At 72.3% G+C, this 12,733-nt stretch carries 12 protein-coding genes; 4 read left to right on the plus strand and 8 right to left on the minus strand.

Annotated elements, in window-relative coordinates; translation table 11 throughout:
* Position 1: 1 nt before the first annotated feature.
* Complete coding sequence (locus tag GT755_RS02590) at positions 2 to 484, plus strand: nucleoside deaminase (RefSeq protein WP_161478061.1); 483 nt, start codon at positions 2 to 4, stop codon at positions 482 to 484.
* Here the strand turns inward: GT755_RS02590 and GT755_RS02595 are convergent.
* The gene (locus GT755_RS02595) at positions 471 to 1,274 is read right to left on the minus strand and encodes an alpha/beta fold hydrolase (RefSeq protein ID WP_161478062.1); all 804 of its coding nucleotides are present in this window, start codon (positions 1,272 to 1,274) and stop codon (positions 471 to 473) included. The genes GT755_RS02590 and GT755_RS02595 overlap by 14 nt on opposite strands.
* 137 nt (positions 1,275 to 1,411) lie before the next feature.
* Between GT755_RS02595 and GT755_RS02600 the strand changes: the two genes are divergently transcribed.
* Positions 1,412 to 2,467: a class I SAM-dependent methyltransferase gene (locus tag GT755_RS02600; protein WP_161478063.1), complete on the plus strand. Its 1,056-nt coding sequence runs from the start codon at positions 1,412 to 1,414 to the stop codon at positions 2,465 to 2,467.
* Here GT755_RS02600 and GT755_RS02605 read toward each other — a convergent pair.
* The 3 genes from GT755_RS02605 to GT755_RS02610 all read right to left on the minus strand — a co-directional run bounded on the left by GT755_RS02605 (position 2,448) and on the right by GT755_RS02610 (position 6,260).
* A complete protein-coding gene (locus tag GT755_RS02605) occupies positions 2,448 to 3,536 on the minus strand; it encodes a methyltransferase (protein WP_161478064.1) in 1,089 nt (362 codons plus the stop codon). The genes GT755_RS02600 and GT755_RS02605 overlap by 20 nt on opposite strands.
* On the minus strand, positions 3,520 to 3,795 hold the full coding sequence (locus GT755_RS38385) for a YchJ family protein (RefSeq protein ID WP_202609539.1): 276 nt from the start codon (positions 3,793 to 3,795) through the stop codon (positions 3,520 to 3,522). Before GT755_RS38385 ends, GT755_RS02605 begins: the two co-directional genes overlap by 17 nt.
* A 116-nt stretch (positions 3,796 to 3,911) precedes the next feature.
* Complete coding sequence (locus tag GT755_RS02610) at positions 3,912 to 6,260, minus strand: PEP/pyruvate-binding domain-containing protein (protein ID WP_202609540.1); 2,349 nt, start codon at positions 6,258 to 6,260, stop codon at positions 3,912 to 3,914.
* Positions 6,261 to 6,375: 115 nt separating this feature from the next.
* Here GT755_RS02610 and GT755_RS02615 point away from each other — a divergent pair, with 115 nt between their 5' ends.
* Entirely contained in the window at positions 6,376 to 7,533 is a 1,158-nt protein-coding gene (locus GT755_RS02615; RefSeq protein ID WP_161478065.1) for an alkaline phosphatase PhoX, read from the plus strand.
* 78 nt (positions 7,534 to 7,611) lie between these two features.
* Here the strand turns inward: GT755_RS02615 and GT755_RS02620 are convergent, their stop codons facing one another.
* Entirely contained in the window at positions 7,612 to 8,118 is a 507-nt protein-coding gene (locus GT755_RS02620; protein WP_161478640.1) for a MarR family winged helix-turn-helix transcriptional regulator, read from the minus strand.
* Positions 8,119 to 8,163: 45 nt separating this feature from the next.
* Here GT755_RS02620 and GT755_RS02625 point away from each other — a divergent pair, with 45 nt between their 5' ends.
* Positions 8,164 to 9,075 carry an EamA family transporter gene (locus GT755_RS02625; RefSeq protein WP_161478066.1) on the plus strand — a complete coding sequence of 304 codons (912 nt, stop codon included), beginning with the start codon at positions 8,164 to 8,166 and terminating at the stop codon, positions 9,073 to 9,075.
* 7 nt (positions 9,076 to 9,082) lie between these two features.
* On the opposite strand, the gene GT755_RS02630 is transcribed toward GT755_RS02625, so the two are convergent.
* The 3 genes from GT755_RS02630 to GT755_RS02640 are packed head-to-tail and all read right to left on the minus strand — an operon-like array spanning position 9,083 to position 12,733.
* Positions 9,083 to 9,955, minus strand: coding sequence for a winged helix-turn-helix transcriptional regulator (locus GT755_RS02630; protein ID WP_161478067.1), 873 nt, complete (start codon positions 9,953 to 9,955; stop codon positions 9,083 to 9,085).
* A gap of 52 nt (positions 9,956 to 10,007) precedes the next feature.
* Positions 10,008 to 11,516, minus strand: coding sequence for a carotenoid oxygenase family protein (locus GT755_RS02635; protein WP_161478068.1), 1,509 nt, complete (start codon positions 11,514 to 11,516; stop codon positions 10,008 to 10,010).
* 2 nt (positions 11,517 to 11,518) lie between these two features.
* Entirely contained in the window at positions 11,519 to 12,733 is a 1,215-nt protein-coding gene (locus GT755_RS02640; protein WP_161478069.1) for an acetyl-CoA acetyltransferase, read from the minus strand.

The following is a 12,733-nucleotide window of genomic DNA, read 5'->3' on the forward strand; positions in this document are numbered from 1 at the left end:
GATGACGGTTTCCGAGACGGACCTGCGGCATCTGCGGCGCTGCGTCGAGCTGGCGCACGAGGCGTTCGAGGCGGGCGAGGAGCCGTTCGGCTCGGTGCTGGCCTCGGCCGACGGGACCGTCCTGGCCGAAGACCACAACCGGACCGCCGCCGGCGACCAGACCCGCCACCCCGAGTTCGAGCTGGCCCGCTGGGCCGCGGCGAACCTGCCGCCGCAGGAGCGGCCGGGCGCGACGGTCTACACCTCCGGCGAACACTGCCCGATGTGCTCGGCCGCCCACGCGTGGGTGGGCCTGGGCCGCATCGTGTACGCCGTCTCGGCCGCCCAGCTGTCCGGGTGGCGCGACGGGTGGGGCGCGCCGTCGGCGCCGGTGCGCCCCCTCCCGATCCAGGAGGTGGCCCCCGGCGTGGCCGTCGGGGGCCCGGTGCCGGAGTTCGAGGCCGAGATGAAGGCCCTCCACCGGCGCGCGTTCACTTCGCGATGAACGTCAGCAGGTCGGCGTTGAACGCCTGCTCGTAGTCGCCCCTGATCCCGTGGGGCGCCCCCGGGTAGACCTGGAGGGTGGCGTCGGGGATCAGCCGGGCGGTTTTCGGGGCCGACGCCTCGAACGGCACGATCTGGTCGTCGTCGCCGTGGGCGACCAGGGTCGGCACGTCGATCCGCGGCAGGTCCTCGGTGAAGTCGGTCTCGGAGAACGCCCGTACGCACTCGAAGGCGCTCTTGACCCCGACCTGCATGCTCCACATCCAGAACGCGTCGATCGCCCCCTGGCTGACCTGGGCGTCGGGCCGGTTGAAGCCGTAGAAGGGCAGCGCGAGCTCCCGGTAGTACTGCGACCGGTCGCCGGCGACGCCCTCGCGGATCTCGTCGAAGACCTCGATCGGCATCGAGGCGGCCATGTGCGGCGGGACGGCGCTCGCCAGCACCACCTTGTCGACCCGGGAGGTGCCGTGGCGGCCGATGTAGCGGGTGACCTCGCCGCCGCCGGTCGAGTGGCCGACCAGGACGACGTCGCGCAGGTCGAGCGTGTCGAGCAGGGCTGCCAGGTCGTCGGCGTAGGTGTCCATGTCGTTGCCGTTCCACGGCTGGTCGGACCGCCCGCCGCCGCGCCGGTCGTGGGCCAGGCCGCGGAAGCCGTGCTCGGCGACGAGGCGCAGCTGGTTGTCCCAGACGTCGGCGGTGAGCGGCCAGCCGTGGCTGAAGACGACGGGCTGCCCGGTCCCCCAGTCCTTGTAGAAGATCCTGACCTCGTCGTTCGTGGTGATGTACGGCATTTCGAATCCCCCGTTCCGGAATATGCACATTACCCACCGAAATGGCGTCAATACTAATGGCCGAGATTTCACCCTTTCATGACCGGCGACAGAACGGTGAAAGGGCGGTGAAATGCGAAATGGGCAGGGTGTACGACATGGACACCAAGAAACTCGAAGACTTCGCGATGAAGATCACCCTGGAGGCCCTGGGCTCCAGCCTCACCCTCCAGACCCACCTCGGCGACCGGCTCGGCCTCTTCCGCGCCATGGCCGGCGCCGGCCCGCTCACCAGCGCCGGCCTGGCCGCCAGGACGGGCCTGTCCGAGCGCTACGTCCGCGAGTGGCTGCGGGTGCAGGCCGTCGCCGAGCACGTCGACTACGACCCGGCCGAGGGCACCTACCGACTGCCCGACGAGCACGCCCTGGTGCTGGCCGACGACACCACGATCGCCGCGCGCGCCTCCGCCTCGCAGATCCAGGCCGCCTCGTGGAAGGCCGCCGACCACCTGGCCGAGGCGTTCCGGACCGGCGAGGGCTTCGCCTGGCACCGCCACGACGACAACCTGTTCGACGGGGTGTCGCGGTTCTTCGCCCCGCTCTACCGGTACAGCCTGGTCGACCACTGGCTGCCCGCCCTCGACGGCGTCACCGAGCGGCTGACCGCCGGGGCCCGCGTGCTCGACGTCGGCTGCGGCATGGGCACGTCCTCGATCCTGATGGCCGAGGCCTACCCGAACTCCCGCTTCGAGGGCGTCGACACCCACGAGCCCTCGATCGAGGCCGCCCGCCTGGCCGCCAAGGACGCCGGGGTCGACGCGCGGGTGCACTTCCACGTCGCCGACTCGGGCGAGGAGCAGTACGGCACCTGGGACCTGATCTGCTTCTTCGACGCCCTCCACGACATGGGCGACCCGCTGGCGGCGGCGAGGCGGGCCCGCGCGGCGCTGGCCGAGGGCGGCACCGTCCTGGTCGTCGAGCCCTTCGCGGCCGACCGCCTGGAGGACACCGTCGGCAACCCGATCGCGGCCACCTACGCGGCGGCCTCGGTCATGCTCTGCCTGCCGCACGGCCTGTCGGAGGGCGCGAAGCTCGGGCTGGGCAACCAGTCGGGCCCCTCCCGCATCGAGGCGCTGCTGCGCGAGGCCGGTTTCGGCCGGGTGAGGACCGCCCTGACGACCGACTTCAACCTGGTCATCGAGGCCCGCGCCTGACCGCGCTCAGCACGACGAACTTCGGATCGCCGGCCACCACCGTCACCTCGCCGAACAGGCGCTTGAGCTTCACGTGGTAGCCGAGGTGCCGGTTGCCGACGATCCGCAGCTCGCCGCCGGGCCGCAGGGCCCGCCTGGCCTGCGTGAACATGCGCCACGCCGTCGCGTCGGTGACGGCCTGGTGGGAGTGGAACGGCGGGTTGCACAACACCAGGTCGGCCGACCCCGGCTCGGCGTCGGCCAGCCCGTCGCCGACCAGGAACCCGGCCGGGCCCGGCGCGTTGGCCCGGGCCGACGCGACGGCGGCGTAGGACTCGTCGACGAACAGCACCTCGGCGTCGGGGTTGTCGCGCAGCACGAACGCCCCGACGATCCCGTTGCCGCAGCCCAGGTCGACGACCCGCTGCCCCTTGACGGTCGCGGGCAGGTGCTTGAGGAAGAACCGGGTGCCGATGTCGAGCCGGTCGGCGCAGAACACGCCGGCGTGGTTGACCAGGTCGAGACCCTCGTGGGTGTACCTCACCGGGAACCGGCTCGCGACCGGCGTCGGGCGCGGCTCGGTGAAGATCAGCCGCGCCTTCTTCACCGCCAGCGACGTGCGGGTGGGGCCGAGGATCTTCTCGAACAGGGCCAGCGTGGAGGTGTGGATCTCCTTGACCATGCCCGCGCCGAGGATCGTGGTGCCCTCGTGGACGGCCGGCGCGAGCCGGATGAGCTGGTCTTCCAGCAGGGCCAGGCTCTTGGGGATCCGGACCAGCAGCGTGTCGATCCGGGCGGGCGGGGCGTCCTGGGTCGACAGCAGCGTGGCCTCGGGCAGGCCGAGCCGGTCGAGGTTGGCCCGGGTGGCCCGCTGGGTCAGGTAGGAGTCGGTGATCTGGACCGGGCGGTGCTCGGCGAGCGCGGTGACCAGCGCGCCCCAGCGGTCGCCGAACACGACGACCGTGCCGTGGGGCCCGCCGAGCCGGCCCAGTTCGCCGAGGAGGTATTCGTCGGCGGCGTCCCAGGCCCGGAAGGGGTCGCGCGGGTCGTCGGGGTAGCGGCGCAGGCCGAGGTCAGAGAGCGGCGACATAGACCCAGCGGCCGTTCTCACGGGAGAACGCGCTGTTCTCCTCCATGACCCCGGCCCTGCCCCGCTCGACGTAGTGGGCCCGGAACCGGACGGTCCCGTCGGTGTGGATCGCCGACCCGCCGGAGGTCTCCAGGATCTCCAGCTCCGTCCACCGGGTCTTCCGGTCGAGGTCGAGGCGCGGCGGCCGGGTCGTGGAGTGCCAGGTGGTCAGCAGATAGGCCGTGTCGCCCTTGGCGTAGGCGGAGAACCGCGACCGCATCAGCGCCTCAGCGGTCGGCGCCGCCGCCTGCCCGGCGTGGAACCGTCCGCAACACTCCCGATATGCCTTGCGAGACCCGCAAGGACACCCCGTCTCGACCACCCGGCCATTCTTCCCTAGTCGAGGACCTCGACCGTCCCGGCCGAACCGTCCACCCGCACCCGGGCGCCGTCGCGGATGCGGCTGGTCGCGTCTCCGGTGCCGACGACGGCGGGGATGCCCAGCTCGCGGGCCACGATCGCGGCGTGCGACAGCGGGGCGCCGACGTCGGTGACCACGGCGGCGGCACGGGGGAACAGCGGGGTCCAGCCGACGTTGGTCACGTTCGTCACCAGGATCTCCCCAGCGGCCAGGTGCTCCGCCTCGGTCATCGAGGGGATGACGCGGGCGATGCCCTCCACCACCCCCGCCGCGCCGGGGAAGCCGTTGATCGACCCGTCGCGGGCGGAGGGCCGCAGGGCGGCGTCGGCGTAGTCGGAGCGCCGGTCGGGGTCGGCCGCCCACCGGTCGGGGTCGAACACGCCCCGGATCACCCCCGGGTAGGGCGGCAGCGACCGGTAGTGGTCGTAGGCCGCGCGCCGCGCGTCGGTCAGGGCGAGCACCGCCCGATCGCCCCGGAGCAGCCGCAGGATCTCGCCGATCCGCAGGAAGAACACCTCGTCGCCGATCCCGGTGACCGCCCCGGCCCGGCGCACCCAGTCGCGCAGCACCCAGAACGCCCGCACCGCCTCCGACCGCGCCTCCTCCCGGGCCTGGACGATCTCGCTCCACCGCCGGATCAGGCCCCAGTAGCGGTAGGCGTTGCGCGGATCGTGCTCCTTGAACCGCCGCCACGCCGCCCGCGAGGCCTCCTCCTGCCGGTTGAGCAGGCCGATCGGGTCCTCCGACAGACCGGCGAGCTCCCGGTCGAGCCAGCGCGGGTCCTCGCCGGGCCGGGGGGCCGACAGTTCGAGCTCGTCGGAGCAGCGGTGGCCCCACCGGTGGGCGTACTCCTGCCGTGACAACCGGCCGCGCTTCACCTCGCCGAGGCCGAGCAGCGGGCCCATGCTCTCCAGGTGGGCCCCGAAACCGCTGGTCAGGGCGTTGGCGTCGGCCGCGCCGACGAGGTGCTCCAGGCGGTTGCGCAGGAAGATCAGGCTGCCGGCGTCCTGACGTCCGGCGGCGGCCAGGAGGCGGTTGCAGTCGCGGAAGTAGGGCTCGACCGCGCCCCGCCACAGGCCGGTCAGGTCGTTGCTGACGGCGATCAGGGTCCGCAGGTCGTCGGCCCGGCGCCGCAGGCGGGGCAGCATGCGGTCGAGCCGCCGGGCGTAGGGGACCAGGGCCAGCCGGCCTCTCAGCAGCGGGACGACGCCGCGTACGAACTGCCGCCGGGTCAGCGGGAGCAGCGGGATCTCGGCGCCCTCGGGCAGCCGCCCGAAGACCGGCTCCAGGCTGTCTCTGATCACCCGGTTGAGGCCCAGCGAGTCGCCGATGGTCAGCAGGACCGACAGGTTCATGTAGAACCGCCCGCCGATGTTCCCGCACATCGGATGCCCCGCGAACGACCCGCTGATCATCGCGTCGGCCATGAACCGCTGGACCACCGACCAGGTCACCGGCGTCATCACGCTGGGGATGGCCTCCCCCAGGTTGCCGTTGCTCCACAGGTAGTCGCCGAGCAGCGAGTCGTTCCACAGCTCGCGCCGCCCGGTGATCGGCCGGGCCTGCAGGATGTACGGCTTCCCCTCGGCGATCCCCCACTCGACGTCCATCGGCATGCCGTAGAGGATCTCGATGCGCCGTCCGAGCCCGGCCAGCGCCATCACCTGCTCGCGCGTCAGCGTGGGCACCGACCGCAGGTCGCCCGGCACCGGCACGAGCCCCGACGTGCCCGCCATGACGGTCTTGTCGGAGATCGTCTCCTCGATGTCGCCGTCGCGGCCGACGGCGTAGACGTCGGGCGTGACCGTGCCGCCCGCGACGGTCTCCCCCAGCCCCCAGGCGGCGTTGATCACCAGCTTCCCGTCGAGCTCGGTGAACATCACCCCGGACACCGACGCGTCGACGAGCTCCTGGACGACCACCGCCATGCCCGGCCGGTCGATGCCCTCCCGTTCCCGGTAGGCCCGCGCCCGGTCGTTGTCGAGCGACCGCCAGCACCGCTCCACCGCGTCGATCACCGCCGCCGCGCCCCGGACCCCGAGGTAGGTGTCGTGCTGCCCCGCGAACGACACGTCGGGCCGGTCCTCCGCCGTGGCCGACGACCGCACCGCGACCGGCACGTCCTCTCCCATCGCCCGGTAGGCGGCCGTGATCTCGGCGGTCACCTCGCGGTTCATCCCGGCCTCGCGGGCGGTGGTGACGACGTGGAAACCGCCCGGCACCGGCAGCCCCGCCGACGCGAGCCGCGCGAGGGAGGCGCCTTTCCCACCGGCGGTGCCGACGTCGGCGGATTCGCTGGTCAACGGCAGCGTGTACGGGCTCATTTCGGGATGATGCCGGAAACTCGGTCATACCAAACCCGTCACTCAGCGCCCACGCTGCGTTCACCGTGTGTAAACATTACGCGGCTTACAGTCCCGGTCAAGGAGGTAAGAAATCATGGAAAGACGCAATTTCCTTCGTGCTTCCGTGCTGGGCGCGAGCACGGTGGCCTTCACCGGATCCCTCTGGCAGGGCGCCGCCCTGGCCGCCCCGGCCCAGCCGGCGACCGGCCCCTACGGCGCCCTCCAGGCGGCCGACGCCAACGGCATCCGGCTGCCCGCGGGCTTCACCAGCCGGGTGGTGGCCCGATCGCGGCAGGTGGTCCCCGGCACCTCGTACACCTGGCACGACGCCCCCGACGGCGGCGCGTGCTTCGCCGACGGATCGGGCTGGATCTACGTCTCCAACTCCGAGATCAACCCGGGCGGCGGCGCCTCGGCGATCCGGTTCGACGCCTCGGGCAACGTCGTTTCGGCCAACCGCATCCTGTCGGGCACCCGGCAGAACTGCGCGGGCGGCAAGACCCCGTGGAACACGTGGTTGTCCTGCGAAGAGGTCAGCAGGGGCTTCGTGTACGAGACCTACCCCTTCGGCGGCGCGGCGGTCCAGCGTCCGGCGATGGGCCGGTTCACCCACGAGGCCGCGGCGGCCGACCCGGTCCGCCGCGTGATCTACCTCACCGAAGACGAGTCCAACGGCCGCTTCTACCGCTTCGTGCCCACCACGTGGGGCGACCTGTCGTCGGGCACCCTCCAGGTCATGGTGGCGGGCTCGGCCACCAGCGGCTCGTTCACCTGGGCCAACGTCCCCGACCCCGACGGCGACCCGACGGCGACCCGCAACCAGGTCTCCGGCTCGAAGGCCTTCAACGGCGGCGAGGGCTGCTACTACGCCGACGACACGGTGTGGTTCACCACCAAGGGCGACAACCGCGTCTGGCAGGTCAACCTGACGAACAACACCTACGAACTCGCCTACGACGACAGCCTCGTCTCCTCGGGCACACCTCCGCTGACCGGCGTCGACAACGTGACGGGCTCGACCGCGGGCGACCTCTACGTCGCCGAGGACGGCGGCAACATGGAGATCTGCCTGATCACCCCCGACGACAAGATCTCGCCGTTCCTCCGCATCAACAACCAGGGCTCGTCGGAGATCACCGGCCCCGCCTTCAACCCGGCGGGCGACCGCCTCTACTTCTCCTCGCAGCGGGGCACGTCGGGTTCGTCCTCGGGCGGCATCACCTACTGCGTGACGGGCCCGTTCCGCCGCTAGGTCCCTCTTCCGTCACGGCTCCGCCACCATGGCGCCGCCCGCCGACCCGGGCGGCGCCATGGTCCGGATGCGCGCGTCTCAGGCGGGAGGTTCGCCGACGGGGAGTTCGAAGACGGCCAGCCACCTGGTCAGGATCTCTTCGAGGCGTTCGGCGTCGTCGGGGGCCAGCGCGTCGAGGAGGCGGCGTTCGTTGGCCATGTGCTCGGTGAATGCCGCGTCGATCAGCTCCAGGCCCGCCGTCGTCAGGGCCACCACGCGGCCCCGGCCGTCCGACTCGCTGGGTCGGCGGGTGACGAGCCCGGCCTGTTCCAGGCGGTCGACGCGCTTGCTCATCGCGCCTGTGGTCACCATGGTGTGGGCGGCCAGTTCGCCGGGGGCCCGTTCGTACGGGGCCCCGGCCCGGCGCAGGGTGGCCAGCACGTCGAACTCGCCCTCGGCCAGCCCGAACCGCCGGTAGACGAGGCAGAGCCGTTCGGTGAGATGCCCGGCGACGCGGTGGAGGCGGCCGATGACCCCGGCCGGCCTGACGTCGACGTCGGGCCGCTCGCGGGCCCACTCCTGCTGGATGCGCGCGACGTGATCCATCACGCGGGTCAGGATATATCTTCCTTGGAAGCTATATTGACTTCCATGGAAGCTACTTGGCGGTGGGCGCCGGTCACGGCGATCGCGCCCATCGCGTGGGGCACGACCTACTACGTCACCCACGAATACCTGCCCGCCACCCACCCCCTCTACGGCGCCGTGTTCCGGGCCCTTCCCTCCGGTCTGCTTCTGCTGCTGCTGACCCGCCGGCTCCCGCGCGGCGGGTGGTGGTGGCGTTCGCTCGTGCTCGGCACGCTGAACATGAGCGTCTTCTTCGCCCTGATCTACCTCGCCGCGCAGCTGCTTCCGTCGAGTGTCGCGTCCACCATCATGGCGACCTCCCCGATGGTGATGATGCTGCTGGCCTGGGGCCTGGTCTCCGAGCGCCCGGCCGTCACCCACCTGGCCGGCGCGGCCGTCGGCGTGGCCGGGGTGGCGCTGACCGTCCTCACCGGCGCCGAGGCGGTGAACGGCTGGGGCGTGCTCGCGTCGGTCTCCGCGATGATCCTGTCGTCGGTGGGCTTCATCCTGGCCAAACGGTGGAGCACGGGGGTCGAGGTGTTGTCGTCCACGGCCTGGCAGCTCACGGCGGGCGGGCTGGTCCTGCTCCCGGTCGCCGTCCTCGCCGAGGGCGCGCCCCCGGCCGTGGACGCCCCCGCGATCGGCGCGTACGCCTACGTCTCGGTGATCGCCACCGCCCTGGCCTTCGCCGCGTGGTTCACCGGCCTGCGCCACCTCCCGGCCGGCACGGTCGGCCTCATCGGCCTGCTCAACCCGGTGACCGGCGTGGTGGTCGGCACCCTGGTCGCCGCCGAGACCCTGACCCCGGTCCAGCTCGGCGGCCTGGCCCTGACGTTCGCCGGCATCCTGCTGGGCCGCCCGGTCACCCGGAGGAGGGCCGCGCCGCCGACCGGCGAACGGGCCCGCGAGCCGGTGCCCGGCCACGCGGCACGCTGACCGCCGGTCAGCCGGGGCGCTGCACCGCGACGTCGTGCCCGCGCAGCGCCACCCCGCACCTCCCGCACGACAACCGGGGCAGGAACACCTCCCCGCAGCCCAGGTGCCGATAGACCAGCGCCGGCCCCTCGGGCGCGCGGAACCACCGCTGTCCCCACGCGATGGCCGTCACCACGACGGGGAAGAAGGCCCGGCCCTTGTCGGTCAGGTGATAGGTCGTCCAGTCGGCCCGGTCGGCCGACGGCGCCTGCTCGAAGATGCCCAGGTCGCGGAAGACCCGCAGCCGGTCGGCCACGATCGCGGGCGGCGCGCCGAGGCGCTGCTCGAAGTCGCGGAACCGGTGGAGACCCTGGAAGGCCCCGCCGAGGATGGCCGCCGACCAGCGGTTCCCGATCAGGGTCATCGTCTGCGGGAACAACCCGGCCGAGGCGGAGGCGACCCGCCGCCGGGTCGTGCCGGACGGCACCGACCGCTCCCACGTCCCCGACGGGCCGAAGGTCCCGGCGACGTCGCGCGGCAGCACCGCCTCGCCGCACGCCTGACAGTCCAGGACGGGCGTGAACTCCGACCCGCAGCCCCGGTGGGCCATCACCGGCAGCGGCTCGGCGTGGTCGGGCACCCACGCCGACTCCCACGCCCAGACGGTGAGGAGCACCGGCCACAGGTCGCGCCCGCGTTTGGTCAGCCGGTATTCCGGCCGTTTCGAGGGGGTGGACGTCTTGTCGAACACGCCCGTCTCGGTCAGGTGGGCCAGCCGCCCGGTCAGCACGGCGTGGGAGATCGGCAGCGCGGCGCGCCACTCCCCGTAACGCCGGGCGCCCATCATGGCGTACCGGAGGATGAGCAGGTTCCACTCGTCGCCGACCAGGCCGAGGGTCATGCCGACCGCGTTCGTCCCGCCCGGCGCGAGAACGGTGGGGTGCGTTCCGGGCTCAGGCAAGCCGGACGGCCCGTTCGGGTGAGTCCGCGGTGCGCCAGCCGGGGATCGAGTCACCCGGAGCCCAGGTGGCGTGGGTGCCGCTGGAGACGCGTTCGGGCAGGCGGACGCGGGCCAGCGGGCCGTCTGCGGGCCGGGCCGCGTCGAAGATCAGGCACTCCGACCGGTCGTCGTTCATGTCGGTCGTCAGCGTGACCAGGTAGCCGTCGTCTTCGTCGACCGCCCCGGCCCGGGGGGCCATGGCGGGCTCGCTGCCGTAGACGTTCGGCGGCAGTTTGTACGTCTCCTCCTTGCCGGTCAGCAGGTCGTGCTTGGTCAGCCCGTCGAACAGGAACCAGCCCTCGACCCCGGTGGCCGCGTAGGCGTAGCGGTAGCCGACGCCCCCGTACCGGGCGTTGAGCACCCCGAACTCGGTGACGGAGTCGGTGAGGCGCTCCTCCCGGCACCGCCCGCTCTTCAGGTTCAGCCGCCAGCGGTGCAGCTTCGTCTTCATCCGGTCGAGCGCCAGGAAGCGGAACATGCGCTGGTAGTGGCTGCCGTCGCCGACGTCCCTGGGCTCCGGGTCCTCCTGGAAGAAGCCGTCGAGCACGATCTCGTCGCCCTCTTCGTAGGCGTTCACCCAGTGCAGGACATACGTCGGCGCGGCCTCGAACCACTGGACCGTCGAGCCCGTCCGGGGGACGACGCCGATCCGCAACGGGAGGTCGGGGTGGAAGCGGGCCGCGTGCCTGCCCTTCTTCAGCAGGTCGGGGTCCCAGAACATCGGGCAGTCGTTGAGGATCGCGTAGTTCTCGGTGAACGCCATGTCGTGCGGCAGCCGGGGGCCGGGCAGCGGGACGTCGACGTAATGGGTCAGCCGGTCGTCGGCGGAGACGACGCCGTAGTGCATGTAGGGCTCGTCGGTGCCGTAATTGAAGAACAGCAGTTCCCCGGTGCGCGGATCGACCTTGGTGTGCGCGGAGACGCCGCAGGCGTAGGGGAAGTCGCCGTGCCATTCGGCCTTGCCGAGCGTCTCCAGGGTCAGCGGGTCGAGCCGGTAGAGGTCGCCGCACTGGTAGAAGCTGGTCAGCGCCACCCCGGCGTGCACGACGACGTCGGTCGAGGAGGAGTCCTTCAGGCCGCCCCGCGCGCCCCGGCCGTCGCGCAGCGAGAGCGACGGGCGTTCGGCCAGGCCCGCCCACAACGCGTGCCCGGCCTCGGCCTCGGCGAGGAAGCCGTCGGTGCGGACGAAGCGGTTGCGGTAGAAGGCCCGGCCGTCGCGGAACCCGATCACGTGGACCATCCCGTCGCCGTCGAACGGGTGGTAGCGCTCGATGGCCGGGTGGACGGGGTTCTCGGTGTTGCGCAGGTAGACGCCGTCGAGGTCGGCGGGGATCTCGCCGACCACGTCGAGGTCGTCGGCCCGCCACTCGGTGGTCTGCGGACGCCACGGGCCGGTCCGGTAGGGGTGGTCGTCGTCTTCCGGGAGGGTCGACAGGATCCGTGCCACGACGTCGACGTCCATCGTCACTCCCCTGTCCCGATCACGAAGCTGACGGTCGTGGTCGTGCTGCCGCCGATGTTCAGCGTGCCGAAGCGGCGGGCCCCCTCGACCTGGTAGGCCCCCGCCCGCCCCGCCACCTGCCTGGCGGCGTCGAGCACCATCCGCACCCCGGTCGCGCCGACCGGATGGCCCCCGCCGATCAGACCGCCGCTCGGGTTGACCGGGATCCGCCCGCCGATCTCCAGGTCGCCGTTCTCGACGGCCTTCCAGCTCTCCCCGGGGCCGGTGATGCCGAAGTGGTCGATCGCGGCGTACTCCGACATGGTGAAGCAGTCGTGTGTCTCTATGCCGTCGATTTCCGCCAAAGAGACCCCCGCGCGGGTGAAGGCGTCGGTGATCGCCCGGCGGACGTGCGGGAGGACGTAGGGCTCTCCGGCGCTGCGGGCGAGCTTCTGGTCCAGGGGCAGGCCGACCGTGCGGTGGCCCCAGCCGAGGAGCTGCGCCATCGGGCGAGAGCGGGTGCGCTCCAGGAAGCGGCGGCCCACCACGACGAGGCCCGCGCCGCCGTCGGTGATCTGGGAGCAGTCGGTGCGGCGGACGCGGCCCTCCACGACCGGGTTGGCGGCGTCGTCGGCGGCGAAGCTCGCGTCGGTGAAGGTCCACTTCCGGGTCTGGGCGTTGGGGTTGGCCGCGGCGTTGGAGAAGTTCAGGCGGGCGATGGCCCGCAGGTGGGCCTCGTCGACGCCGTAGCGGCGGTCGTACTCGTCGGTGAGGGCGCTGAACATGTGGGGCCACATGAATTTGGCGTCCTGGCCCTCGTGGCCGACCCAGGCGGCGGCGCCCAGGTGACCGGCCGCGTCGTCGCCGGGGACGGTGCGTTCGAGCTCCAGGCCGAGGACGAGGGCGCAGTCGTAGCGGCCCGACTCGATGTCGGCCATCGCCGCGAGCAGGGCCACGCCGCCGGAGGCGCAGGCGGCCTCGTGCCGGGTGGCGGGCACGTCCCACAGTTCGGGCACGACGGTGGCGGGCATGCCGCCGAGCTGGCCCTGGCCGGTGAAGAGCTGGCCGAAGGCGTTGCCGACGTGGACGACGTCGACGTCGGCGGCGCGGACGCCCGCGTCGCCGAGGGTGCCGCGCACCACCTCGGCGGTGAGGTCGGCGAAGTCGAGGCCCTCACGCGACCAGTTGCGGGCGAAGTCGGTCTGGTGGCCGCCCAGGACCCATACGGCTTCCGGCAT

It is taken from the genome of Herbidospora solisilvae, from assembly GCF_009901565.1.
Taxonomy (GTDB): Bacteria; Actinomycetota; Actinomycetes; order Streptosporangiales; family Streptosporangiaceae; genus Herbidospora; species Herbidospora solisilvae.

What these genes read in the sequence shown, in the direction of transcription:
- GT755_RS02640 (WP_161478069.1), bottom strand. Translation starts at nt 12,733, where the DNA reads ATGCCGGAAGCCGTATGGGTCCTGGGCGGCCACCAGACCGACTTCGCC.
- GT755_RS02590 (WP_161478061.1), top strand. Translation starts at nt 2, where the DNA reads ATGACGGTTTCCGAGACGGACCTGCGGCATCTGCGGCGCTGCGTCGAG.
- GT755_RS38385 (WP_202609539.1), bottom strand. Translation starts at nt 3,795, where the DNA reads ATGCGGTCGCGGTTCTCCGCCTACGCCAAGGGCGACACGGCCTATCTG.
- GT755_RS02630 (WP_161478067.1), bottom strand. Translation starts at nt 9,955, where the DNA reads ATGACCCTCGGCCTGGTCGGCGACGAGTGGAACCTGCTCATCCTCCGG.
- GT755_RS02625 (WP_161478066.1), top strand. Translation starts at nt 8,164, where the DNA reads ATGGAAGCTACTTGGCGGTGGGCGCCGGTCACGGCGATCGCGCCCATC.
- GT755_RS02620 (WP_161478640.1), bottom strand. Translation starts at nt 8,118, where the DNA reads ATGGATCACGTCGCGCGCATCCAGCAGGAGTGGGCCCGCGAGCGGCCC.
- GT755_RS02610 (WP_202609540.1), bottom strand. Translation starts at nt 6,260, where the DNA reads ATGAGCCCGTACACGCTGCCGTTGACCAGCGAATCCGCCGACGTCGGC.
- GT755_RS02595 (WP_161478062.1), bottom strand. Translation starts at nt 1,274, where the DNA reads ATGCCGTACATCACCACGAACGACGAGGTCAGGATCTTCTACAAGGAC.
- GT755_RS02635 (WP_161478068.1), bottom strand. Translation starts at nt 11,516, where the DNA reads ATGGACGTCGACGTCGTGGCACGGATCCTGTCGACCCTCCCGGAAGAC.
- GT755_RS02615 (WP_161478065.1), top strand. Translation starts at nt 6,376, where the DNA reads ATGGAAAGACGCAATTTCCTTCGTGCTTCCGTGCTGGGCGCGAGCACG.
- GT755_RS02600 (WP_161478063.1), top strand. Translation starts at nt 1,412, where the DNA reads ATGGACACCAAGAAACTCGAAGACTTCGCGATGAAGATCACCCTGGAG.
- GT755_RS02605 (WP_161478064.1), bottom strand. Translation starts at nt 3,536, where the DNA reads ATGTCGCCGCTCTCTGACCTCGGCCTGCGCCGCTACCCCGACGACCCG.